Source organism: Polynucleobacter sp. AP-Melu-500A-A1 (assembly GCF_018882125.1).
Lineage (GTDB): Bacteria > Pseudomonadota > Gammaproteobacteria > Burkholderiales > Burkholderiaceae > Polynucleobacter.
On sequence record NZ_JACVOZ010000001.1, the window covers coordinates 152,903 to 177,539 of the forward strand.

25 protein-coding genes and 1 riboswitch are annotated in these 24,637 nt (G+C 46.1%); of the genes, 8 read left to right on the forward strand and 17 right to left on the reverse strand.

Annotation, left to right across the window (positions count from 1 at the left end; all coding sequences use genetic code 11):
• Window positions 1-21: 21 nt before the first annotated feature.
• Window positions 22-1,926: a lytic transglycosylase domain-containing protein gene (locus tag ICN38_RS00805; protein WP_255562657.1), complete on the reverse strand. Its 1,905-nt coding sequence runs from the start codon at window positions 1,924-1,926 to the stop codon at window positions 22-24.
• A gap of 139 nt (window positions 1,927-2,065) precedes the next feature.
• On the opposite strand from ICN38_RS00805, the gene ICN38_RS00810 reads away from it, so the two are divergent.
• Window positions 2,066-2,689 carry a 5-formyltetrahydrofolate cyclo-ligase gene (locus tag ICN38_RS00810; RefSeq protein WP_216862678.1) on the forward strand — a complete coding sequence of 208 codons (624 nt, stop codon included), beginning with the start codon at window positions 2,066-2,068 and terminating at the stop codon, window positions 2,687-2,689.
• Here the strand turns inward: ICN38_RS00810 and metF are convergent.
• From metF to metK, 3 genes are all read right to left on the reverse strand, one after another.
• Window positions 2,672-3,508, reverse strand: coding sequence for a methylenetetrahydrofolate reductase [NAD(P)H] (gene metF, locus ICN38_RS00815; RefSeq protein WP_216253916.1), 837 nt, complete (start codon window positions 3,506-3,508; stop codon window positions 2,672-2,674). The genes ICN38_RS00810 and metF overlap by 18 nt on opposite strands.
• Window positions 3,509-3,535: 27 nt before the next feature.
• Window positions 3,536-4,981 (reverse strand): adenosylhomocysteinase, encoded by a 1,446-nt coding sequence (gene ahcY / locus ICN38_RS00820; RefSeq protein WP_216253918.1) that lies wholly within the window; start codon window positions 4,979-4,981, stop codon window positions 3,536-3,538.
• A gap of 61 nt (window positions 4,982-5,042) precedes the next feature.
• A riboswitch (S-adenosyl-L-homocysteine riboswitch) is annotated at window positions 5,043-5,148 on the reverse strand.
• Window positions 5,149-5,215: 67 nt separating this feature from the next.
• Window positions 5,216-6,382 carry a methionine adenosyltransferase gene (gene metK / locus ICN38_RS00825; protein WP_216253922.1) on the reverse strand — a complete coding sequence of 389 codons (1,167 nt, stop codon included), beginning with the start codon at window positions 6,380-6,382 and terminating at the stop codon, window positions 5,216-5,218.
• Window positions 6,383-6,584: 202 nt separating this feature from the next.
• On the opposite strand from metK, the gene ICN38_RS00830 reads away from it, so the two are divergent.
• Genes ICN38_RS00830 through dapF form a run of 3 tightly spaced genes read left to right on the forward strand, consistent with a single transcriptional unit; the run spans window position 6,585 to window position 9,277 of the window.
• Window positions 6,585-7,445 (forward strand): lysophospholipid acyltransferase family protein, encoded by an 861-nt coding sequence (locus tag ICN38_RS00830; RefSeq protein WP_370624343.1) that lies wholly within the window; start codon window positions 6,585-6,587, stop codon window positions 7,443-7,445.
• Between the two features lie 21 nt (window positions 7,446-7,466).
• Window positions 7,467-8,366, forward strand: coding sequence for a lipid A biosynthesis acyltransferase (locus tag ICN38_RS00835; RefSeq protein ID WP_216253926.1), 900 nt, complete (start codon window positions 7,467-7,469; stop codon window positions 8,364-8,366).
• A gap of 56 nt (window positions 8,367-8,422) precedes the next feature.
• Window positions 8,423-9,277, forward strand: coding sequence for a diaminopimelate epimerase (gene dapF, locus ICN38_RS00840; RefSeq protein ID WP_216255117.1), 855 nt, complete (start codon window positions 8,423-8,425; stop codon window positions 9,275-9,277).
• Here dapF and pyrE read toward each other — a convergent pair.
• The gene (gene pyrE, locus ICN38_RS00845) at window positions 9,274-9,942 is read right to left on the reverse strand and encodes an orotate phosphoribosyltransferase (RefSeq protein WP_216253928.1); all 669 of its coding nucleotides are present in this window, start codon (window positions 9,940-9,942) and stop codon (window positions 9,274-9,276) included. The two genes, dapF and pyrE, sit on opposite strands and share 4 nt — an antisense overlap.
• Before the next feature lie 8 nt (window positions 9,943-9,950).
• On the opposite strand from pyrE, the gene ICN38_RS00850 reads away from it, so the two are divergent.
• Window positions 9,951-10,739, forward strand: a complete 789-nt coding sequence (locus ICN38_RS00850) for an exodeoxyribonuclease III (RefSeq protein WP_216253930.1) — start codon at window positions 9,951-9,953, stop codon at window positions 10,737-10,739.
• Window positions 10,740-10,743: 4 nt separating this feature from the next.
• On the opposite strand, the gene ICN38_RS00855 is transcribed toward ICN38_RS00850, so the two are convergent.
• The 12 genes from ICN38_RS00855 to gatC form a co-directional block, all read right to left on the reverse strand.
• Window positions 10,744-12,066 carry an AmpG family muropeptide MFS transporter gene (locus tag ICN38_RS00855; protein ID WP_370624344.1) on the reverse strand — a complete coding sequence of 441 codons (1,323 nt, stop codon included), beginning with the start codon at window positions 12,064-12,066 and terminating at the stop codon, window positions 10,744-10,746.
• A complete protein-coding gene (gene metW / locus ICN38_RS00860; RefSeq protein WP_216253933.1) occupies window positions 12,059-12,652 on the reverse strand; it encodes a methionine biosynthesis protein MetW in 594 nt (197 codons plus the stop codon). The genes ICN38_RS00855 and metW overlap by 8 nt, the downstream gene beginning before the upstream one ends.
• Window positions 12,649-13,788, reverse strand: coding sequence for a homoserine O-acetyltransferase (locus tag ICN38_RS00865; RefSeq protein ID WP_216253936.1), 1,140 nt, complete (start codon window positions 13,786-13,788; stop codon window positions 12,649-12,651). The genes metW and ICN38_RS00865 overlap by 4 nt, the downstream gene beginning before the upstream one ends.
• Entirely contained in the window at window positions 13,785-14,435 is a 651-nt protein-coding gene (gene slmA / locus ICN38_RS00870; protein WP_216253938.1) for a nucleoid occlusion factor SlmA, read from the reverse strand. Before slmA ends, ICN38_RS00865 begins: the two co-directional genes overlap by 4 nt.
• A 9-nt stretch (window positions 14,436-14,444) precedes the next feature.
• Window positions 14,445-15,347 carry an acetylglutamate kinase gene (gene argB / locus ICN38_RS00875; RefSeq protein WP_216253941.1) on the reverse strand — a complete coding sequence of 301 codons (903 nt, stop codon included), beginning with the start codon at window positions 15,345-15,347 and terminating at the stop codon, window positions 14,445-14,447.
• Between the two features lie 14 nt (window positions 15,348-15,361).
• Window positions 15,362-15,739, reverse strand: coding sequence for an RNA polymerase-binding protein DksA (dksA, locus tag ICN38_RS00880; protein WP_216255123.1), 378 nt, complete (start codon window positions 15,737-15,739; stop codon window positions 15,362-15,364).
• 230 nt (window positions 15,740-15,969) lie between these two features.
• Entirely contained in the window at window positions 15,970-17,025 is a 1,056-nt protein-coding gene (locus ICN38_RS00885; protein WP_216255127.1) for a GTP-binding protein, read from the reverse strand.
• 66 nt (window positions 17,026-17,091) lie between these two features.
• Window positions 17,092-18,093, reverse strand: a complete 1,002-nt coding sequence (locus ICN38_RS00890; RefSeq protein WP_216253944.1) for a tyrosine recombinase XerC — start codon at window positions 18,091-18,093, stop codon at window positions 17,092-17,094.
• Window positions 18,074-18,748, reverse strand: coding sequence for a DUF484 family protein (locus tag ICN38_RS00895; protein ID WP_216253946.1), 675 nt, complete (start codon window positions 18,746-18,748; stop codon window positions 18,074-18,076). The genes ICN38_RS00890 and ICN38_RS00895 overlap by 20 nt, the downstream gene beginning before the upstream one ends.
• Before the next feature lie 33 nt (window positions 18,749-18,781).
• On the reverse strand, window positions 18,782-20,254 hold the full coding sequence (gene gatB, locus ICN38_RS00900) for an Asp-tRNA(Asn)/Glu-tRNA(Gln) amidotransferase subunit GatB (RefSeq protein ID WP_216255130.1): 1,473 nt from the start codon (window positions 20,252-20,254) through the stop codon (window positions 18,782-18,784).
• A complete protein-coding gene (gatA, locus tag ICN38_RS00905) occupies window positions 20,251-21,768 on the reverse strand; it encodes an Asp-tRNA(Asn)/Glu-tRNA(Gln) amidotransferase subunit GatA (protein ID WP_216253948.1) in 1,518 nt (505 codons plus the stop codon). Before gatA ends, gatB begins: the two co-directional genes overlap by 4 nt.
• Window positions 21,765-22,058: an Asp-tRNA(Asn)/Glu-tRNA(Gln) amidotransferase subunit GatC gene (gene gatC, locus ICN38_RS00910; protein ID WP_216253950.1), complete on the reverse strand. Its 294-nt coding sequence runs from the start codon at window positions 22,056-22,058 to the stop codon at window positions 21,765-21,767. Before gatC ends, gatA begins: the two co-directional genes overlap by 4 nt.
• Window positions 22,059-22,119: 61 nt before the next feature.
• On the opposite strand from gatC, the gene ICN38_RS00915 reads away from it, so the two are divergent.
• From ICN38_RS00915 to mreD, 3 genes are read left to right on the forward strand one after another with little or no spacing between them, the layout of a single operon-like run.
• Window positions 22,120-23,163: a rod shape-determining protein gene (locus ICN38_RS00915; RefSeq protein WP_216253951.1), complete on the forward strand. Its 1,044-nt coding sequence runs from the start codon at window positions 22,120-22,122 to the stop codon at window positions 23,161-23,163.
• Window positions 23,164-23,187: 24 nt separating this feature from the next.
• Entirely contained in the window at window positions 23,188-24,114 is a 927-nt protein-coding gene (gene mreC, locus ICN38_RS00920) for a rod shape-determining protein MreC (RefSeq protein WP_216253953.1), read from the forward strand.
• The gene (gene mreD, locus ICN38_RS00925) at window positions 24,111-24,635 is read left to right on the forward strand and encodes a rod shape-determining protein MreD (RefSeq protein ID WP_216253955.1); all 525 of its coding nucleotides are present in this window, start codon (window positions 24,111-24,113) and stop codon (window positions 24,633-24,635) included. Before mreC ends, mreD begins: the two co-directional genes overlap by 4 nt.
• Window positions 24,636-24,637: the final 2 nt, after the last annotated feature.

A 24,637-nucleotide genomic window follows, 5' to 3' on the forward strand; every position in this document is an offset into this window, starting at 1 on the left:
CCCCTTAGTAAGGCTGAATGCTTATGGTAATTCAGTTTGAGTAGCAGCCTTTGGAGAAATTACCCCCAGGCGCTGTTTCAAGGATTGTGTTTGTCCATTCATTACTGATGAATAGTAATTGGCATTCGATAAAACATTCTTTACATAAACGCGTGTTTCAGTAAAAGGAATCGTTTCAGCAAAAATGGCACCTTCAGTAGGGCTAGTTAATTTTTCACGCCAGAGTTTTGAGCGTGAGGGGCCAGCATTGTAGGCGGCCGATGCCAATACCCATGAACCATCCAAATCAATCAGCACCATATTGAGGTAATTACTACCTAAGGTCAAATTAGTATTGGTATCACTTAACTTATCGTTAGTGTAGTTTGTCATCCCAATTTTTTTTGCAACGTACTTGGCGGTATTTGGCATCACCTGCATTAGTCCAGACGCTCCAACAGAGGAGGAAGCATTCATAATAAAACGAGATTCTTGGCGAATAAGCCCATAAGCCCAAGCTAGATTTAAATCAATCTGTCTCGCAATAGGAGATAGCTCATCCCGAAATGGGGTTGGATAACGTAAGCTAAAATCATGCTCTTGCTTGGTACGATCAGCTGTATTGACAACACGATCATATAAATTAATACGCTTGGCATACTCTGCTGCCGCGAGTAATTGCTTGTCAGTCATATTGCGAAGTTCCCAATTCCACTCGCGATTGCCTTCAAAACGTAAGTTCATTGCATAGAGTCTATCGCCCCTGACAAAACCTTTACGACTTGCCATGGCATCGATTTCTGCATCACTTACTTTGGTACGCGCTGGTGCATGATTGGATTTTCCAAGCTCCTCGCGGGCCAGCTGACCATAAAAGTTATATTGCTCATCAATCAACTCGTAAGTTTCTTTGGCCTTTGCATCTTGACCTTCTACCTTGAGCGCACGTCCATACCAATAGGTCCACGCTGGGTCACGACTTCGTACTGCTGGGTTCATGCCCTCAATCGCATTCTTTACCAAGACCCAATCTTTCGCACGCAAGCCTGCGCGTACCTTCCACTCCTGACTCTCAGCTGAGAGCAATTCGTTATATCCAAGCTCTTGCTGAAAACGATAAGCGTCGTCTGCATTCGGATCTAATTTCTTAGCCAGAAATTGCCCAATAACACCCCAAGCTACAGCTTGATTCTCTTTGCTGTAACGGGAAGCATTTTGAGAGAAATCCTTATATGCCTTAGCGGGATCAGCTTTAGCCGCTTTTACAATTTCTGCAATAGGATCTTCCCCACCAAGACGCTTAGCCATGCTGTCGTAACCCCTTTCATTTGCAGCGCGGCCAATCGCTTTGGCCTCACTAGGCGTCATACCACCAGCAGCTACTAAGGAAGGAACTAATTCTTGACAGGCTTGACCAAAATAACTGGGGTCCAATAAAACCGCTCGCGAGTCCATTGCTAATTTTGTGGGATTTTCACCTTGGGATAATTTAGAAAGTAATGCATAACACTTCACTTGAGTGTCGTCATCTAAAACAAACTTGGCGTATTCAACATCAAAGCGTGACCAGTCTTTACGTTTACCCAATACCAATAACCAATCATTACGCATGCGGTCAGCCAAAGCTGTTCCTTGGTATTGGTTCAAGAAAGCCACTATCTGCGCATCAGCGCTATAATCCCCTCGTGGAGCTCCAGCGCTATCAAATAGCTGGGGCTTAATCCTAAAATACGCCACATAATCATCAAACGGATAGTTCACTAGATTTCCAGCTAATTGCTGGGTTCGAAACACATCATTCTTTTTGGCGGCTTCGCGCAAATCGACGAACATGCGATCGGCATCGGTAATTTCTGGTGGCGCTACCTTGCTCTCATAGGACTTCGGCAGCGTAGTTTTTTTTGTTTTTTCAGCAAAGGTATTGGGGATATTTAAAGCAAATCCCATAATGAAGATTCCTATTAGCCCCATAAGCTGATGACGGTTACTTTTCCAAACAGCAGACTTCATATTCTCTATTCAACCCTATGCGTATTTATTTGATGTTAAGGTACTTACTATATCTTTTAATTTTCGCCTGATAATCATGGATATGCACGGTAATTCGCTAAAAACACTTAGGCAGGATTTATTAAGACGGCGCAAGGAATTTACGGCTGAGAAAACTCACGCACCCACAAGCGAGCACCTGATTGCAAAGCTCAATGAATTCTTAGCCGAGGCAGGCAGTTCGCTGCAGTCTATCGCCCTCTACTGGCCCATTCAGGATGAAGTGGATCTTCGACTCAGCTTATTAGCCTGGGCTAAATCAGATACTGGGCGACAGTTGGCTCTGCCATTTGCGCGCCCAGATAAGCACCTAGAATTTTTTCAATGGCAAGAGGGTGATCACCTTACCCCTAGTCAACATGGCGTGCCAGAGCCTGATCCTAAGAACTCCCAAAGACTTGCTATCACTCCAGACTGTATTTTGATCCCCTGCGTAGGCTGGTCTAGTACGAGCGATGGCTCTAATACTCGTTACTGGCGCCTAGGCTATGGCGGTGGATACTTTGATCGCACCTTAGCTCAATTGAGAAAAAATAAGCCAAGCCTGATTTGCATCGGGATTGGCTTTGATTGGCAAAAACTAGATGATGCTCAGTGGTCAGCACAAACACATGATGAGCCATTAGATATTCTCATCACGGAATCAGGCGTTTTTCGTTAAATCCAAGTTATCGGCAATGGCTAAAACAGCATCAGCCTGGTTTAAGGAATAAAAGTGTAGGCCAGGTGCGCCTGTACATAAAAGCTGATCACATAAATCCGTTACCACTTCTTCACCAAAAGCACGAATAGAAGCAATGTCATCACCATAAGACTGCAAACGCAATCGAATCCAGCGCGGAATCTCAGCACCACACGCATCTGAGAAACGCAACAGCTGTGTGCTATTGGTAATGGGCATGATGCCGGCAATGACAGGCTGTGTGACACCTAAGCTATAAGCTTCATCTACAAAACGAAAATAAGCATCACTGTTAAAAAAATACTGTGTGATAGCAGAATTTGCACCAGCCTTCATTTTTTCCACAAAGAAGCCCACATCACTGGCTGGCGACTTAGCCTGAGGATGCATCTCTGGATAGGCGGCAACATCAATATGAAACCAGTCACCTGTTTCTGTACGAATAAATTCCACCAACTCGTTGGCATGCTGAAATTCACCATATTGACCCATGCCAGATGGCAGATCACCACGCAGAGCAACAATGCGTTTTATGCCCAATGCTTTGTACTGATGCAACATTTCACGTACGCTCTCACGAGAGCTGCCGACACAAGATAAATGAGGGGCAACTGATGCACCAGCCGCATGAATATCGCTCACTACTTTTAATGTGCCTGACTGTGTAGAACCACCAGCACCAAAGGTCACGGAATAAAACGCGGGCTTGAGCGTTGCACTCAAACGCTCGCGTACGAGATGCAACTTCTTCTCACCTTCGGGTGTCTTAGGCGGAAAAAATTCGACGCTTAATTCCATGATCTTGTGCCTGTCTATTCTGGTGAATTAATAACGATAGTGGTCGGTCTTATAAGGGCCTTCCTTCGTTACACCAATGTAAGAAGCCTGCTGATCAGATAAGACTGTTAACTCGGCGTTCAAAGTCTTTAGCTGCAAACGAGCTACTTTTTCATCCAAGTGCTTAGGCAATGTGTAAACACCGATTGGATATGTATTGGTGCCAACTGCATTCCACAATTCAATTTGTGCAATCACTTGGTTTGCAAATGAAGAACTCATCACATAAGAAGGATGTCCAGTACCGCAACCTAAGTTGACTAAACGCCCCTTAGCCAAAATGATGATGCGCTTCTCAGGCTTACCATTTACTGCTGGGAAAATCACATGGTCAACTTGTGGCTTGATCTCTTCCCACTTGTATTTTTCAATACCAGCAACATCGATCTCATTATCAAAGTGACCGATATTACAAACGATGGCTTGATTTTTCATCTTCGCCATATGGTCATGCGTAATGACATGGTAATTTCCTGTTGCAGATACAAAAATATCAGCTTTATCCGCTGCGTAATCCATCGTTACAACACGGTAGCCTTCCATGGCTGCTTGTAAGGCGCAGATTGGGTCTACTTCTGTTACCCATACCTGAGCAGATAAGGCGCGCAGGGCTTGTGCGGAACCCTTACCTACGTCGCCGTAGCCACAAACCACAGCAACCTTACCAGCAACCATCACGTCTGTAGCGCGCTTAATCGCATCCACTAAAGACTCACGGCAGCCGTAAAGATTATCAAACTTACTCTTGGTTACTGAGTCGTTCACGTTAATTGCAGGGAACTTCAATTCACCTTTAGCAAACATCTGATACAAACGATGTACGCCAGTAGTAGTTTCTTCTGTAACGCCTTTTACTTTTTCTAAGCGAGTGGAATACCAAGTTGGATCTTGTGCCAATTTTTTCTTAATGGCAGCAAATAAAATGGTTTCTTCTTCACTAGTAGGATGATTCAAGCAAGCTTGATCTTTTTCTGCGCGCGCACCTAGATGCAATAACAAAGTCGCATCGCCACCGTCATCCAAAATCATATTGGTGTAACCACCATCGGCCCACTCAAAAATACGATGGGTAAAGTCCCAATACTGCTCAAGGGTCTCGCCCTTAATCGCAAACACAGGCGTACCGTTAGCAGCAATGGCAGCGGCTGCATGATCTTGGGTTGAGAAAATATTGCATGAAGCCCACTGGACTTCAGCGCCCAGCGCCTCAAGGGTCTCAATCAATACAGCAGTTTGGATGGTCATATGCAATGAACCAGTAATGCGAGCGCCACGCAATGGTTGTTGTGCTGCAAACTCATCACGAATAGCAATCAAGCCAGGCATCTCAGTTTCAGCAATGGCGATTTCTTTACGGCCAAAGTCAGCCAAGGAAATATCAGCAATGGCGCAACGTGTTGCCACAAAGTTATTTAAGTCAGTAACGGTATTCATTCATGCTCCAGCTAAATACGATCCAATGCTGGAGTAGAAACTCGCTAGCCATTGAATCATGGGTTAGCGAGCGCGGTTGCAATTAGTAAACTCCATTTAAGAGTTCACTCCCTTCAAGCCTGGGGAAATGCTGGGTTTCAGCATTCCTTGCAACGCTCCTTGAAGGTATGGCGAAATTGTAATCAATTTCGCCATATTTGGCTTCAGTACAACTCAATCGTGCTTATTTGATGCTTAAAGCCCTGCCGCGGCACGTAATGCTGGCGCCTTATCAGTTTGTTCCCAAGTAAATTCTGGCTCCTCACGACCAAAGTGGCCATAAGCAGCAGTTTTACGATAAATCGGGCGCAAAAGATTGAGCATCTTCACAATGCCTTTTGGACGCAAGTCAAAGTGTTCGGATACCAATTGCGCAATCTTCTCATCAGAGATCTTGCCAGTACCAAAGGTGCTCACCATCACAGAGGTTGGCTTAGCAACTCCAATCGCATAAGAAATCTGAATCAAGCACTTACTTGCCAAACCTGCAGCAACGATGTTCTTGGCAACGTAGCGACCTGCGTATGCAGCAGAACGGTCTACCTTAGAGGGATCCTTACCTGAGAAAGCACCACCACCGTGAGGAGCAGCACCGCCGTAGGTATCCACAATAATTTTGCGCCCAGTTAATCCGCAATCGCCTTGTGGGCCACCTATGACAAAACGACCTGTTGGATTAACCAAGAAGTTAATCGCACCCTTAATGAGATGCTTAGGTAATACCGGTTTGATAATTTCTTCGATCACTGCTTCGCGCAATTTCTCAAGCTCAATGTCTTCATCGTGTTGGGTTGACAACACAACGGTATCGATTGAGTCTGGCTTACCATCGACATAGCGAATGGTTACTTGAGATTTCGCATCAGGCCCTAACCAGTTCAGGCGGCCATCGCGGCGCAGCTGAGATTGGCGCTCCACCAAACGGTGTGAGAGGTGAATTGGTAATGGCATCAGCTCTGCTGTCTCATCACAAGCGTAACCAAACATCAAACCTTGATCACCAGCTCCCTGGTCAAGTCCATCATCATGTGCATTATTAACGCCTTGTGCAATATCAGGACTTTGCTTGTCATAAGCTACCAATACTGCGCAGCCTTTGTAATCAATACCGTATGCGGTGTTGTCGTAACCAATTTCACGCAGCGTGTTGCGGGCTACTTGAATGTAATCAACGTTAGCGTTAGTCGTAATTTCACCAGCTAACACTACGAGGCCGGTATTACATAAAGTTTCTGCAGCAACACGTGCTGTTGGATCTTGAGCCAAGATGGCGTCCAAGATGGAATCAGAAATTTGGTCTGCTACTTTATCGGGGTGACCTTCAGAAACGGATTCTGAGGTAAAGAAGTAATCATTTGCCATTGCATATTCCTTAAAAAATTAACACGATCTATGGGACAACTCGACGTGCCAGGAACCACAACGGCGACGCTTTAGCAGAATTTATGAATCGCCCTGCAAGTTGTCTTAACTCAGCGATAGACCTATTTTATCTGAAAAACATCAAATCCACCAAGTCCAAATCAAATTTGGCCCTTACGGCAGCATTGAATATCATTGGGGGGTGCGAAAACTCCTTCTAAAACTTAGCCTCAATATGATTGCCATGCTTCCCCTGGCGCTTGTTCAGCTTTTTGGGGCTTCATTAGGCTTTTTGGCCTATATCAGTTCTAAGCAATACCGCAGCCTTTTTCGCCCACAATATGAAGCTGTGGTCACAGCGAGAAATCTTCCTTTTAAATTATGGGAGGCAGTAAGGGCTTCAGGAATGCTGTTTTCAGATAGTTTATGGATTTGGCGCAACCCTCAAAAATCCCTGCATTTAGTTGAAGTGCAAAACTGGGATGTCGTGGAGTCTGCTATCAACGAAGGCCATGGCCTTGTCATGTTGACTCCTCACCTAGGCGGCTTTGAAATTATTCCCCGTGTCTTAGCGCAACATTTTCCTGCAACTATTCTCTACAGACCCTCACGCCAAGCCTGGCTCAATGAAGTTGTAGAAGAGGGGCGCGCCTACCCCAATATGCATTTCGTACCCACAAACTTAAATGGTGTTCGTCAAATGACGCGCGCGCTAACTCGTGGTGAAGCCATTGGCATTCTTCCAGATCAAGTACCAAGTGGTGGTGAAGGGGTATGGGTGCCATTCTTTGGTCGTCCTGCGTACACCACGCCACTACCGGCAAGGCTAGCGAACCGTAACAACACACCAGTGGTTATGTTTACTGCCAAACGTAAAGGTCTTGGTAAGGGATGGTTAATGCAAGCTACACGGCTCTCACCACTATCCGAAGATGCGACCGTTAGCGCTGCCGAACTGAATGTCGCCATTGAGAATGCAGTATTAGTTGCACCTGAACAATTTATCTGGTCCTATAACCGCTATAAGCATCCAGCTGGTGCAGAATTGCCGCCCAAGAACTAATCAACTCATTATCATTTTTAAATGGCCTGGTTACAAAACCTCTTCAACTTTTTAGCGCTCAGCCTACTGCGCCTTTTTGCTTTTCTGCCGTATGGCTTAACCGTTCGCGTAGGGTATGGACTTGGATGGTTTGCTGCGCACATTCCCACCGATCGCGCCAAAGTCGTTAAAACCAATTTACGTTTGTGCTTTCCCACACTAAGCGAAAAAGAAATCAATGCACTTGCTCTAGAGCATTGGAAATTGTTTGGTCGCAGTGTGATTGAAAGAAGTCGCATTTGGCTCGGTAGTGGCAAACAAATTACGGATATCGTGTCAATTAATTCAGCCATCACTTTGGGAGATCGCAAACCACGCTTGCTCATCAACCCTCACTTTGTTGGGCTTGAGGGGGGTTTGATGGCACTTTCAGTATTAGCTAGCCAGCATGACTGGCCGCGTGGGGCGGGCTTGTATCAGAATATGAAGAATCCCTTCTTCAATCAAAAAATGATTGAATGGCGCAATCGTTTTGGTGGCAAATCCATTGAAAGACAAAGTCGCTTACGCGATCTCATTCGAGAAATACAAACCGGAAATTTTATTTTTATTGCGCCCGATATTGATTTAGGTCCACGAGACTCTATTTTTGTCCCCTTCTTTGGCATTCAAACAAACACCATCACATCAGTCTCGCGCCTAGCCAGACTCAGCGGCGCCGAGGTCTGTTTGATGACAACCACTCTTAACGAAGACGGCAAGGCTTATAACTGTAATATTGGTGCGCCCTTACCGAATTTTCCAAGCGATGACGTCGAGCATGATACGGCGCGCTTAAATGGCCATATTGAAGAACTTGTTCGCCAAAGACCAGCAGAGTACTATTGGGTACATAAGCGCTTTAAACATCGGCCACCTGGCGAACCCAGTTTTTATAAGTAAACGGAAATTCTTTGAGCACAACTACAGCAACGGCACGCAAAATTCGCTTCACCAAAATGCATGGTGCTGGAAATGATTTCATTGTGCTTAATGGGATCGATCAAGACCTCAGCAGTATCACGCGTGAGCAATGGCAAGCCTTAGCCCACCGTCAATTGGGCGTTGGAGCTGATCAAATTTTATTGGTTGAGAAGACCACTCGTCCAGATGCCGATTTTCGTTATCGCATCTTTAATGCCGATGGCGGAGAAGTAGAACAATGCGGCAATGGGTCACGTTGTTTTGTGCGCTATGTTTTGGATCATGGCCTATCCAATAAAAATCCACTGCGCGTGGAAGTGGCCCATACCGTACTCACCCTGACTTCTCAAGCAGATGGTCAGGTAGAGGTGAATATGGGCGCCCCTATTTTTGAGCCCGCTCTGATTCCATTTAATCCTGATGGCTTGGCTAGCCTACAAGAATTCCATGAAATGCTCTATGCCCTGGTACTCAATGCCCCTGCAGATCATGATGACTGGGTTGGCGTTCTTTCCATGGGTAACCCCCATGCCGTTCAAGTAGTCGTCGACGTAGATAGCGCGCCCGTTCTAGAAGAGGGTCCTGCCATCGAAAATCATCCAGCCTTTCCAAACAAAGTGAATGCTGGTTATATGGAAGTACTCAATCGCAATGAAATTAAGTTGCGGGTATTTGAGCGTGGTGCTGGAGAAACCTTGGCTTGTGGCACGGGTGCTTGTGCAGCAGTAGTCTCGGGTATTCGTCGTGCCTTACTGGATTCACCTGTAACGGTGCATACTCGTGGTGGCGATCTTCAAATTGCCTGGGCTGGAATGATCGATGACATAGCGCAACCCGTCATCATGACCGGTCCTGCAATGACTGTTTTTGAAGGCGAAACGGAAATTTAAATACCGTATTTCTCGCGATAGACTTTAACTGCAGGCAAATAAGCCGTTAACTCTGTATCACTAGATGCGGTTAAGAAAGACATCAAGTCAGCCAAGTTCGCAATCGCAATCACTGGTAAACCAAACTCTTGCTCTACGGCTTGAACTGCTGACTGATCACCGACTTCAGTAGCATTACCAGATCTTTCCATACGATCTAAGGCAATGAGAACAGCCGCAGGTTCTGCCCCTGCGCCCCGAATTAAATCGACCGATTCACGCACGGAGGTTCCAGCCGAAATTACATCATCAATAATCACCACTTTGCCCTTTACGGGCGCCCCAACAAGCAATCCACCTTCGCCATGGTCTTTGGCTTCTTTGCGGTTATAGGCATAAGGGACGTTCGTGCCACCATCAGCTAACGCAATAGCCGTAGCAGCAGCTAAAGTAATACCCTTGTAGGCAGGGCCATAAAGCATGTCGAAATGAATCTTGGAGTCTATTAAGGCATTGGCGTAATAACGACCTAAGGCACTTAATCGTGCCCCATCATTAAAGCCGCCGGCATTAAAGAAATAAGGTGAAAGTCGTCCAGCTTTAGTTTTAAACTCCCCAAACGACAAAACCTTTGCCTCTAGGGCAAAACGAATAAAGTTATCTTGATTAGAATTTTTTGAGCTCATAGGCCTCCATGTTACGCATCATTTCCGCGAACCTCAACGGTATCCGTTCTGCAGTTAAAAAAGGCTTTCTGCCCTGGGCTGTCAAGCAAAAAGCAGACTTCATCTGTATGCAAGAGCTCAAAGCTCACCGGGATGACTTAGATGATGCCATTCTGAACCCCGATGGTCTCCATGCCTTTTTTCATCATGCGCAGAAAAAAGGATATAGCGGCTGTGGCATTTACACCCCACATAAGCCAGATGAGGTGCTTTATGGCTATGGAAATGAGGAGTTTGATGCTGAGGGTCGTTATGTTGAAGCACGCTTTAAAGGGCTTTCAGTCATTTCGGTATACATGCCATCGGGGTCAAGCTCACCTGAAAGGCAAGAAGCAAAATATCGCTACCTCGATAGTTTTTTACCTCACCTAGTGAAGCTCAAAAAATCTGGTCGCGAGATTGTTCTTTGTGGTGACGTTAATATCGCCCATCAAGAAATCGATCTCAAGAACTGGAAGGGCAATCTCAAGAATTCAGGCTTTCTTCCAGAGGAGCGTGCTTGGCTCACCAACTTATTTGAGAAGGTGGGTTACGTAGATGTCTATCGCAAGCTAGAGCCCAAGACAACCGACTCTTGCTATACCTGGTGGAGCAATCGTGGTCAGGCCTATGCAAAGAATGTCGGATGGCGTATTGACTATCACATTAGTACCCCTGGTATAGGCAATACAGCCAAGAAAACTGCTGTCTACAAAGATGAGCGCTTTTCAGACCACGCGCCACTTACAGTTGATTACGACTGGAAGATGCAATCTTAAAAAATTAAACAGGTTCGTTTTTAATCTGTACGATTTTGAAATGAATCGTCGCCCAAATCAACAAGAGTACAGGGGCGCCAATGATGGCAGTCCCATAGAAGAATGCTGGATAGCCAAATGAATCTACAAAGACTCCTGAGAACCCAGCTAACCACTTCGGTAGCAACAACATCATGGAGCTAAATAATGCGTATTGCGTTGCCGAGTAACGAATGTTGGTCAGCGCAGATAAGAAGGCAATGAACGCCGCGCTTGCAATACCTGAGCTGAGGTTATCGGCAGAGATCACCCAAATCAAGCCATGTAAATCATGCCCTTGAGTTGCCAACCAAGCAAACAATACATTGCTTACAGCCGAGAGGATTGCCCCTAAGAACAAAATTCGTAAGACACCAAATCGCAGTGTTAAAACGCCTCCAATAAAGGCGCCTACTAAAGTCATGACAACGCCAAACACTTTACTCACTGCCGCCACTTCGTCTTTGGTATAGCCCATATCAACATAGAAGGGGTTGGCCATAATGCCCATCACCACATCGCTAATGCGATAGACCGCAATCAAAGACAAAATCAAAACGGCATGCCAACGATAGCGCCCAATAAATTCTGCGAAAGGCTCAATCAGAGTTTGATGAAGCCAAGCCCTAGCATTACGAGCCTTGGGAAGCTCAACTCGAATAGGTTCTTTACTCAATAAAGTGGTTAGTACGCCAACGCCAATAGAGGCCGCCATACAAAGATAAGCAAACTGCCAAGCACTCGGATCGTAAGATCCTGAGCCAGTTTCTGCGCGAGCAGCCAGCCATAGAACGCCGGCACCAGCCCAGATTAAAGCTAAGCGATATCCCGTTTGATAGGTTGCTGCCAGGGCGGCTTGATGATCGCTATTGGCTGATTCAATTCGAAATGCATCTAATGCAATATCTTGCGTAGCTGACCCAAACGCCACCAATAGTGCACACCATACGACTGCATTTAAGGCTAGCTTTGGATCAACGCTTGCCATTCCCACGAGGCCAATGATGATGAGCGCCTGAGCGAAGAGCAGCCAACTCCGCCTGCGTCCTAATAACTTAGTTAAGAAGGGGATTTGTAATCGATCTACTAAGGGTGCCCACATCCACTTGAAGGCGTAGATCAAGCCTACCCAGGTGAGATAACCAATAGCGCTGCGATCAATCCCCGCTTCACGCAACCAAAAGCTCAGGGTTCCTAATATGAGTAAAAGTGGCAGACCTGCAGAAAAACCCAGAAATAACATTCGCAGACAAGGCCATTCGAGGTAAACCCGAAAATCATTTAACCAAGAGTGAAACCCTTTAGGCACGGCGTACGCGGAATAAGGCCAAACTACCAAAGAAATTCGGTAGCAAGGTCACTTGTCGACCCTCATGCAAGATGCATTGATCTACGATTTTTAATCCGATGCTAGAAGCCAGCTTTTCAAAATCAGCTACAGTGAGCACGCGAACGTTTGGTGTGTTGTACCACTGGTAAGGCAGACTCTTTGAGACTGGCATACGCCCTAGACCCACGGCTAAACGATGCGACCAATGGCCGAAGTTTGGAAAAGACACAATCGACTCTTTTCCTACGCGCACAACTTCGCGCAAGATCTTTTCAGTTTGATGGATAGTCTGCAAAGTCTGAGAAAGAACGACCGTATCAAAACTATTGTCCTCAAACAGCGCCAGGCCACCCTCTAAGTCTTGCTGAATAACATTGATGCCTTTTTGCACACAAGATAAGACACGCTCATCGTCAATCTCAACTCCATAGGCATGCACTGGTTTTTGTTTTTGTAAGAACTCCAAAAAGCTACCATCGCCGCAACCCAAATCTAAGACCTGGTAATCCGGTGAAATCCAATTGGCTATTGCTGCAAAGTCTGCACGCTGAGTAATCACGGTCATGATTGAACCTCAAGCATTTTTTCAAAATAAGCACGAATCAGATTGTGGTATCGCGAATCATCTAATAAGAATGCATCATGTCCATGTGGCGCATCGATTTCTGCATAGCTCACTTCACTCTTATTGCTCAGCAAAGATTGCACTATCTCGCGACTGCGGTTCGGTGGAAAACGCCAATCGGTTGAAAAGCTCACTACTAAAAATTTTGCATGGACCTCAGCCAAAGCGCGATTCAGGCTACCTTCATAACGACGTGCCGGATCAAAATAGTCAAGGGCACGAGTAATGAGCAGGTAAGTATTGGCATCAAAGTAGGTTGAAAACTTATCACCTTGATGACGCAAATAGCTTTCTACTTCAAATTCCACATCAAAGCTAAATCGGTAATCATGAGACTCGCCATTAGGACGTTGTAACTCGCGCCCAAATTTTTCAGCCATATCATCATCCGATAAGTAGGTGATATGGCCCACCATCCGCGCTAGTCGTAGGCCGCGTTTTGGCACTACCCCATGTTCGTAGTAATTGCCGCCATGAAAATCTGGATCAGACAAAATAGCGTTACGCGCTACTTCATTAAAGGCAATATTCTGTGCGCTCAATCTGGGAGTTGAAGCTACGACTATGCAATGGTCTAAGCGCTTTGGAAATTGAATAGCCCAAGCCATTGCTTGCATACCGCCCAAGCTTCCGCCCATGACTGCGGCAAATTTACGAATACCCAATTTATCTGCTAGCCGAGCTTGAGTATTTACCCAATCTTCCACTGTCACTACCGGAAAGTCGGCGCCATAAGGTTTGCTTGTGGCAGGATTAATGCTCATTGGACCGGTAGATCCAAAACAAGAACCTAGATTATTTACACCAATCACAAAGAAACGATTTGTATCGACTGGTTTACCAGGACCAATCATGTTATCCCACCAACCAATGTCTTCAGGATCCGCCGGACTAGGTCCAGCAACATGATGTGACGCATTTAATGCGTGGCAAATTAATACAGCGTTACTTTTATCAGCATTTAACTTGCCGTAGGTTTCGATGACCAAATCGTAGCCAGATAACATGGCGCCACTTTGCAAAGGCAGTGGCTCGGCAAAATGGATAGTATTTCTAGAGAGATGCAGCTCACTCATTCTGAGAGAAGGATGCGCAAACTAATATCAGAGGCTTCCGTTGGCAGCTTTTTGAAACCGCTGCGAGCAAAGCGATGCCAGCGTCCCAAAACAAAACTCATCAACATGGCAGCACGAATACTGACTTCTTCTTGACCTAGCTGCGCCCATACACCGCCTTGGGTCTGAGCAATACGGAGCGATTGTTTAAGGGAGGCCTCTACACGATCTAAGACCTGAGTAATACGCTCTTGTAAGCGATCATCCTCTTGTAGCAAAGCATCGCCTAAGAGAACACGTGTCATACCCGGATTTTTTTCAGCAAAGAATAAGAGCATCTGCAAAATGCCACGAGCTTGTGCAAGCCCTGATTCTTCTTTTTGATTGATTTGATTAATCAAGCCAAAAACAGTTTGTTCAATAAAAGAAATGAGGCCTTCAAACATTTGCGCCTTACTTGCAAAATGTCGATAAAGCGCTGCTTCTGATACTTGAATTTTTGCTGCTAAAGCTGCAGTGGTAATGCGCTCACCCTTAGGGTTTTGCAACATCTCAGCAAGGACCTGCAGAATTTGTAGGCGACGCTCACCAGGCCGAGGACGCTTACGTACCTTACCGGCATCAGCGCTGCTGCCATCAATATCTGTAGTCTCTGAAGGATTGCGCATAGTCTCTGGTTATCTTGAGCGGATCATGGTTCCGAATGCTTGTTCGGTCAAAATCTCTAACAACAGGGAATGTTCAATCCGGCCATCAATGATGTGCACTGAATTGACCCCGCTTTTTGCAGCGTCTAAGGCAGAGGAGATCTTGGGCAGCATGCCACCAGAAATCGTGCCATCAGCAAATAGCCCGTCAATCTCCCGTGCTGTAAGGTCCGTTAAAAGCGTGCCATTTTTATCCATCACACCGGGAATATTGGTCATCATGACCAATTTCTCTGCATGCAGAATTTCAGCCATCTTACCGGCAACTAAATCAGCATTGATGTTATATGCCTGTCCTTCTTCGCTAAAGCCAATTGGAGAGATCACCGGAATAAAAGCATCGTCTTGCAAGGCCTTAACAACCGCAGGATTGATTGCCTCAATTTCACCAACAAAACCTAAGTCAATCATTTTGCCTGGCTGCTTGTCGTCAGGAACCAACATTTTCTTGGCACGAATCAAGCCACCATCTTTACCAGTCAAGCCTACAGCTTGACCACCAAAGTGATTAATCAACATCACAATATCTTGCTGGACTTCACCACCCAGAACCCACTCCACCACTTCCATTGTTTCTTCATCCGTGACGCGCATGCCCTGAATGAAGGTTCCGGTTTTACCAATCTTTTTTAGCGCTTCATCAATTTGTGGGCCGCCGCCATGAACCACTACTGGATTCATACCAACGAGCTTAAGCAAAATTACATCGCGCGCAAAGCTTTCTTTCAGACGGTCTTCGATCATGGCATTGCCGCCGTACTTAATCACGATTGTCTTGCCGTGATAGGAGCGAATGTAAGGCAAAGCCTCAGCAAGAATCTCCGCCTTTAATAAAGGCGGGATATCACTAATAGTAGGTAAATGCTTAGTCATTGCAGCTTAAAAATTTATTCGCCAAATAATTTTTGGCGTAGTTCGCGACGCTCTTGAGCCTCAAGAGATAAATTGGCTGTGGGCCTTGCAATTAAACGATTGAGGCCAATCGGCTCGCCCGTTTCTTCGCACCAGCCATAGTCACTAGACTCAATACGCGCCAAAGCTTGCTCTACCTTTTTCAGCAACTTGCGCTCACGGTCACGAGTACGCAATTCCAATGCATGCTCTTCTTCAATCGTTGCACGATCAGCTGGATCCGGAACTAAAATATTTTCACGCAAATGCTCAGTAGTTTCTGATGCATTTTTCAGAATATCTTCTTTAAGCGTTAATAATTTTTGACGGAAAAAATCTAACTGCGCAGCATTCATGTAGTCCTTGTCGGACATCTTCAATAATTCAGCTTCAGTTAAAGGCGCGCCTTTTGGAGCCTTAGTACTCGCTGCTTTGCTGCTAGCTTTTGCTGCTGCTGGTTTTGTTGCTGTTTTTACCGTCATCTCATTCTTTCCTGGGTTTGAAGCATTATTGCCTCATTCTGCCAAAGTTTTACAGTCCTTTAATCAATATTCTTCAAGATTTAGTAATATTGACCGTGGCGGCGGATTGTACCCGAATCTTGCTAGACCAAACATCCCTCAAGCCCTGCCAGTAGGGTGTCCTTAGGCAAATCAATACCAATAAAGACCATCCGGGTTTGCTTGGGCTCAGTACCCCATGGACCAGCTAAATCGCTGCCCATCATCTGGTGAACCCCCTGGAAGACTACTTTTCGGTTACTGCCCTTTACAAATAACACCCCTTTGTAGCGCAACATCTTCTCCCCGAAGACCTCCAAAATGCCGCCCAAAAAATCTTCCAATTTTTTATGATCAAAGGGTTTATCACTACGAAAAACAAAGGATTGAATACGGTCAGTATGCCCCGCATGACCATGGTGCTGGTCATGGCTATGGTCATGCCCACAAGTGCTGTGATCGTGGTCATGAGCGTGATCGTGACCATGGTCGTGGTTATCTTGCTCCAAGAAATGGGGGTCAATATCTAACTTGGCATTGAGATTAAATCCCTTCAAATCTAGCACTGCATTTAAAGGCACTACACCTTTAGAAATTCCAGTAATAGGGGCTCTAGGGTTCATATGCATTAGACGGTTACGCAAGGCTTCTACTTCTGTGGGTGTCACAAGATCAGTCTTAGTGATGAAGATCTGATCAGCAAAGCCCACTTGGCGTTGGGCTTCTTCATGTTCAGTTAGTTGCTGTGGGCCATGTTTAGCATCTACCAAAGTAACCACTGCATCTAAGACATAGTGATCTGCAACATCATCATCCATAAAGAAAGTTTGTGCGACTGGCCCAGGATTGGCTACTCCGGTCGTCTCAATCACAACCCGATCAAAACTAATCTTTTTGTTTTTGCGCTGCTCCCACAGTTCATTTAGCGCCTCTACAAGATCGCCCCGAATCGTGCAACAAATGCAGCCATTGCTCATCTGCACAATATTCTCTTGGTTGTCTTGGACCAAAATATCGTTATCAATATTTTCTTCACCGAATTCGTTTTCAATCACAGCAATTTTTTTACCATGCTCTTCGGTAAGAATGTGCTTTAACAAAGTAGTTTTGCCGCTTCCTAAAAAGCCCGTCAAAATAGTTACCGGAATTAATGCCATCAATGATCCAATCAAAATCTAGAAGTAATGCGATCCCACAGCGGGAAACCTAGTATCTTACCGAGTTCCTCAGCCTTTGCTAGCCTTTGCGCGAGGATGCGCTTTATCGTATGCCTGAGCGAGATGCTGAAAATCTAAGGAGGTATAAATCTGGGTGCTGGCAATGCTGGCATGTCCGAGCATTTCCTGGACTGCCCGCAAATCTTGGGAAGACTGCAGAACATGGCTGGCAAAGCTATGGCGCATCATGTGGGGATGAACATGCGTAGGTAGGCCCGCACGCATGGCCAAGGTGCGCAACCTAGCCTGAACGGTCCGTGGTGATAGCCGCTTGCCCGTTGCAGACAGAAATAAGCCCATAGAGTGCTCAGAGTAGGTGCCTGCATCTCGCAGCTCTCGCCAAGCCAAAAGAGATCTCATGGCTGGCCCCCCAACGGGAACAGAACGTCTTTTACCACCCTTGCCTAAAACAGTGACTTCAGCTGCATCCCAATCTAACCAGCCAGCAGACTCATTCTGTCGATCTTTACTTTGCATCACGTCAATTCCTAAAAGCTCAGATAAACGCAGTCCAGAGGAATACAACAAATCAATAATTGCGGCATCGCGAATAGACTCCAAATCTTTTTTCTCATTTGCCTCTTGAATAGCCTGATTAACCAAAGCTAGAGCCTGCTCTACAGAAAGTGCTTTGGGTAATGACTTGAGGCGCTTAGGAGCCTTTACATCATCAACTGGGTTAGCGATCAGATTGCTCGCCACCTTACCAGCGCGGGCATCTCTACGGGCATCTTTTTCTGTAAGCCACGCATACCAACCACGCCATGCTGATAGCGCTCGGGCAATACTTCTCGAGGATTTTCCCTGGGAATGTAAGCGGCCCGCCCAACGGCGCACATGACCATTACTCACCTTTAATAAATCAATTGAGTCTTCCAGGGCAAAATTTTGCAGTTCGCTTAAATCCAATTGATAAGCTGTCAACGTATGCTTTGATAGTTGACGCAATACGTGCAACTCATGCAAATACTCTTGCACGAGGGGGTGTAAATCAGTCAGCTGTAATGTCATAAGCTTGGATACGATCCAAAGCTGCAGCGGTGAGTTCAGCAATCTGACGCAAGTAGAAAGCCCCCATATCGTCAGTAAAGCGGGTTTCATCTTTGCTAGCTAGCAATAGAAGTGCAGGAGATTGATTGACGCCAATACTTTTGCCCAAGGGCAAACCAATCGCCACCATGCTTTGCCACTCGGGATCAATGGTAGTTTGACTAGCCAACAAATCAACGCTCGCGGCGGCTAATTCTTTTGCTGAGCCGCACAAAGGCGTATCAATCCATGGGCCAAAAGCAGAATTAGGCGCCAGCAGTAAAGATGCTTCGACTTCAAATACTTCGGCTAAACCAGCAGTAATCGCCGCCTCAACCTCTGCCTTGTTATTTGCCTTCATAAGACACATTAACCAAGCAACCAAACTTTGCTGAGTCTTATCGTTGCGACTACCAAAATGCAACATCTCACTCAAACGACGATTGAGTTCTTGGTTTTGAGTACGCAATACTGTCATCTGACGCTCTTGCAGAGAAATTGCACGATCTTCATGGGGATGCTTAATCCGAATTTCATTAAACAGATCAGCATAGCGCTCAAAGAATCCAGGGGTTGAACGCAACCACTCTGCTACTAATTCTTCTTGCTCGGCCTGCTTTGGATCAATTGCGCTCATCAATTTCTTTCTTAAATTTAGTATTGCACTTCATCAGCTCAATTTCTTACGTAATAGCTCGTTCACTTGACCAGGGTTAGCTTTGCCTTGTGAGGCTTTCATTATCTGACCTACCAAGGCATTAAACGCCTTTTCTTTGCCCGAGCGGAACTCTTCTACTGATTTCTGGTTAGCAGCAAGTACTTGGTCAATGATGACTTCCAAAGCGCCGCTATCACTAATCTGCTTGAGTCCCTTAGCATCAATAATTTGATCCACTGTACTCAACACTTTGCCAGCTAGCGCTTCATCCCAAAGAATGGCAAAGATATCTTTAGCAATCTTGTTGGAAATAGTACCGTCAGCAACGCGCGTTAATAATGGTGCTAAATGCTCTGCTGTTAAGGGCGCATCTGCAGTAGAAATACCAGCACGATTTACAGCGGAAGCAAATTCACCTGCGATGAGATTGGCAGCAGCCTTTGCTAGGGATTTGCCGACAATGGCTAACAAGGCTTCGAAGACTTGGGCAATATCACGATCTTGCGTCAATAACTGTGCATCGTAGGCACTTAAACCATATTCGCTTTGCCACTGGCTCCTTAGTTGCGCTGGTAGTGCTGGCATCTGGCTGCGCACCAGGGCAATCCAGGCATCATCAATGACCACTGGCAACAAGTCTGGATCAGGGAAATAGCGATAGTCGTTAGCATCCTCTTTGCTGCGCATGCTACGCGTCTCTCCGCGATCGGGGTCATATAAGCGCGTCTCTTGCACGACGGTACCGCCGTCTTCAATCAATTCAATTTGGCGGCGCACCTCATATTGAATGGCTTCTTCCAGAAAGCGGAATGAGTTCAGATTCTTAATCTCGCAACGTGTACCAAATGCTGTCTGTCCTTTTGGTCGAACGGACACGTTTGCATCACAGCGGAAAGAACCTTCTTGCATATTGCCATCACATACTCCCAACCATACAACCAGACTGTGCAAGGCTTTTGCATAAGCAACTGCTTCAGCAGCGCTGCGCATGACAGGTTCAGTCACAATTTCAAGTAAAGGTGTGCCAGCACGATTTAAATCGATGCCACTTGAAGCTTCACCGTGAGGGCCAATAAAACCCTCTTCATGAACCGACTTACCGGCATCTTCTTCCATGTGGGCGCGAGTGAGCTGCACAACTTTAACTTCATCGCCAACCAGAATTTCTAGTTGACCCCCGACTACTACCGGAATTTCAAACTGGCTAATTTGATAGCCCTTAGGTAGATCAGGATAGAAATAATTTTTGCGGGCAAAAATACTCGCTGGGGTAATTTTGGCGCCTACTGCTAAACCAAAGCGAATTGCATGCTCAACGGCTTGACGATTTAGCACAGGTAAGACACCGGGTAATGCCAAATCAACCGGGCATGCTTGGGTATTTGGCTCAGCACCAAAACGAGTACTTGCACCACTGAATATCTTAGATTGTGTTTGTAACTGTGCGTGGGTCTCTAGACCAATAACGACTTCCCATTCCATCATGCCACCCCGCCAGCTTGTCGCAAATGCCAATCACAGGCTTGCTGATATTGATGCGCCACTTGCAACAAGCGTGCTTCAGAAAAATAATTGCCGATTAATTGCATACCGATTGGCAAATTATTTGAACTAAATCCACACGGCACACTCATCGCAGGCAGCCCTGCCAAATTGGTCGACAATGTATAAATATCTTCTAAATACATTTGTACCGGGTCTTTTGACTTCTCCCCCAAGCGCCAGGCTACATCTGGGGCTACTGGGCCAAGGATGACATCACATTCTTTAAATGCCGCTTGAAAATCTGCAGCAATAATGCGACGAATTTTTTGCGCTTGTAAATAGTAAGCGTCATAGTAACCATGACAGAGCACATAGGTGCCAATCAAAATACGGCGCCTTACTTCAGCACCAAAACCTTCGGTGCGAGACTTCTGGTACATATCACCAAGATCTTTGTACTCGTTCGCACGCAGCCCATAACGCACGCCATCAAAGCGACTCAAATTACTAGATGCTTCTGCTGGTGCTAAAACGTAATACACCGGAATAGATAACTTCGTTTTTGGCAAACTCACTTCAACTAATGTGGCGCCTAGGTTTTCTAAAAGCTTAGCGGCCTCATTCACTGACTTAGCAACATCATTAGCTAAACCTTCAGCAAAAAACTCTTTGGGTAAACCAACACGCAAACCCGCCAAAGGCTTTGCTGCATTTACATTACCTTCTTGCCAATCCTGATTGAGATATCGACCATAGTCTTCACCCGAGTCGGCCAAAGAGGTGGAATCGCGTGGATCATGCGATGACATGGCTGAGAGTAAGAGCGCGCAATCTTCCGCAGTCTTCCCCATAGGACCTGCTTGATCGAGCGATGATGCATAAGCAATCATGCCGTAACGAGAAACGCGCCCGTAACTCGGCTTAATACCAGTCAAGCTACAAAAAGCGGAAGGCTGACGAATCGAGCCGCCAGTATCAGTGCCAGTAGCAATGGGTGCCAGCCCGGCAGCAACCGCAGCCGCTGATCCACCAGATGATCCACCAGACACATGGTCAGGATTCCAGGGATTTAAAACTGGCCCATAGGCGGAATTTTCATTGGAAGAGCCCATTGCAAACTCATCCATATTGGTCTTTCCAAGACAAACCATGCCCACACCATGGGGATTAGACTCATTCGGAATACCCAGATTGGCAACGACCGTTGCATCAAAAGGACTCTGATAGCCTGCCAATATTTTGGAGGCGGCAGTAGACTTCCAGCCGCGCGTTACAAAGACATCCTTATGGGCTAATGGGATACCAGTTAATTTGCCCGCTTTACCAGCAGCAATCAGAGAGTCTGCTTTAGCTGCTTGATCTAAGCTTAAGTGAGCATTTACATCAAGAAAGGCATTCCAGTGTTTTCCAGCCTCAATTCGGTCTAAAAAGTACTGGGTGAGCTCAGTGCTTGAAACCTCTTTTGCGGCTAAGGCTTTTGCCATTAAGGCGACGGAAGTGTTGTGCCAACTCATTCAATCACCTTTGGCACTAGGAAGTATCCGCCATGCTGTGCAGGGGCAGATTGCATATTTTCAGAGCGATGATCTGACTCAGTAACTTGGTCTAACCGCAATGGCTGGGCTAACTCACGTAAAAATAGAATTGGATGTGCAAGGGGCTCTAAGCCGCTGGTATCAACTGCCTGCATTTCTTCTACCAAAGAAAAAACGGCCTGCAATTGCGGCAAAACCGCTTCGGCTTCTGCCTGATCTAACTCAAGCATGGATAGGTGCGCAATGCGCTGGACATCATCAAGTTTCATAGGGGGCTGGAGTATCATTCCTATATATTTTTATTAACATCTACTATTTTCCCACTACATCATGTTTGGTTTTTTCCGCAGCTACTTTTCTAATGACCTAGCCATTGACCTAGGAACCGCCAACACCTTAATTTACATGCGTGAGCGGGGTATTGTCCTCGATGAGCCATCTGTTGTGGCAATTCGCCAAGAAGGTGGACCAAATGGCAAAAAAACCATTTTGGCCGTCGGAAAAGAGGCAAAAGCGATGTTGGGTCGCGTTCCTGGAAATATTGAGGCAATTCGCCCTATGAAGGATGGTGTTATTGCCGACTTCACCATTACTGAACAAATGCTCAAGCAATTTATCAAGCTTGTGCATGAAAGCAAACTTTTAAAACCTAGTCCTCGCATCATCATTTGCGTTCCTTGCGGATCAACTCAAGTTGAACGTCGTGCGATTCGTGAGTCTGCGTTAGGTGCTGGCGCATCACAAGTATTTTTGATTGAAGAACCCATGGCAGCTGCAATTGGTTCTGGCTTACCAGTTTCTGAAGCTGCTGGCTCAATGGTGGTAGATATTGGTGGTGGCACAACTGAAGTTGGCGTGATGTCATTAGGTGGCATGGTTTACAAAGGCTCAGTCCGGGTTGGTGGAGATAAGTTTGATGAAGCGATCACCAATTACATTCGCCGTAACTACGGAATGTTGATTGGCGAACAAACTGCTGAGTTAATCAAAAAGACGATTGGCTCTGCATTCCCTGGCGCAGCGGTATTGGAGATGGAAGTGAAAGGTCGTAATCTTTCAGAAGGTATTCCACGCAGCTTCACTGTGACCAGCAATGAAATCCTGGAAGCATTGACAGATCCACTGAATCAAATAGTTACTGCTGTAAAAGCAGCACTCGAGCAAATTCCACCAGAGTTGGCATCTGATATTGCCGAGCGCGGCATGATGCTCACAGGCGGCGGCGCCTTATTGCGCGACCTTGATCGCCTTTTACTGGAAGAAACTGGTCTGCCAATTCATGTGGCAGAAGATCCCTTAACTTGTGTCGCTCGGGGTTGCGGCATTGCGCTTGAGCGCATGGATAAGTTAGGCGGAGTGTTCTCGCACGAGTAAGCGACATACACGTCGATCAGGGCATTGCGACATAGCGCTCCACCACTTTTCAGACAGGGCATTCCAGCCTTACTTAAACTGATTGTCTGTCTGTCGATCAGCATTGCTCTAATGCTGATCGATTTTCGCTTCAAAGCGCTTGATCCTATTCGTAATAACGTCAACTGGATATTGCGTCCACTTGAGTACGTGATGATGATGCCTCGCAATATTTATGAATCGAGCTCAGAATATTTCACCACGCGCGGTACGCTTGATCAAGAAAACCAAACCTTAAAAGTACGCCAAGCTGAACTCTCCTTGCTTGCAAATCAATCTGAATTCTTGATGGTAGAAAACCAAAATTTGCGTCAACTCATGACATTGCAAAAGCAGGTGCCATTTAAAACACTACCGGTAGAAATTCTGTTTAATCCCATTAATCCCATTTCACAACGCATCGTGGTCAATCGCGGTAGCGAAGATGGCCTTAAGTTGGGTAATCCGATCGCAAATGATGCTGGCATCCTAGGTCAAGTGGTGCGTATTTATGATCATTCTGCCGAAGTGTCTTTACTAGAAGATCGAGACTTCGCTGTACCCGTCCAAGTTGCCCGTAATGGCCTGCGGGCTGCAGTATTTGGTGCCGGGCGGGGAAATCCCTTGGAATTACGCTATTTGCCAGTTGCGAGTGACTTAGAAGTCGGCGATATTTTGCTGACATCAGGAATTGATGGGGTATATCCCCCAGGCTTTGCGGTTGCAGTCATCAGCAAAATTGAGCGCAATCTAGATAAAAACTCCTCAAATGTATTTTGCACTCCGATTGCCCCCGTTAATCGCTATCGTCAGGCATTGGCTTTTTTATATGATCCGAAATTTGATGCTAAAGCGCCAAGTGCGTCCGACAAATCAGGGGTAGTGACTAATGCTCCTGGTCGTCGCCAAACCCGTGCTCGAGGAATGCAATGATCGATTTTGAGAGCGGCTATATTCTGCGCCCGGTCAATCCGGTCTTTATTTACTTCAGTCTATTTTGTGCCTTACTACTCAATCTGCTGCCGATTGGAAATTATGGTTGGGTACCCGATTGGTTGATTTTGTGCATTGTCTTTTGGAATATCCACCAACATCGCTATGTCAACGTCTTTACGGCATTCATCTTGGGCCTGGTAATAGATGTGCACAATTCAGACTTGCTAGGTCTGCATGCTTTTTGTTATGCATTAGTCGCATTTATTGCCGTTTCTTGGCATCGAAGAATCATTGCGCTAAGAGTGCCATCCCAAGCGCTTCATCTACTGCCCATCTTTTTATTAGTCTCTTTATTTCCGGTATTGGTGCACTGGCTACTCAGCGGATCCCTTTACTGGTCGGGCTTAACGGGCGGTATTCAAGGAATCATTGAGGCGCTACTGTGGCCGATGGCCACACGCATATTGCTGGCTCCACAACGTCGCCCAATCGATGTTGATCATAATCGACCACTCTAAGA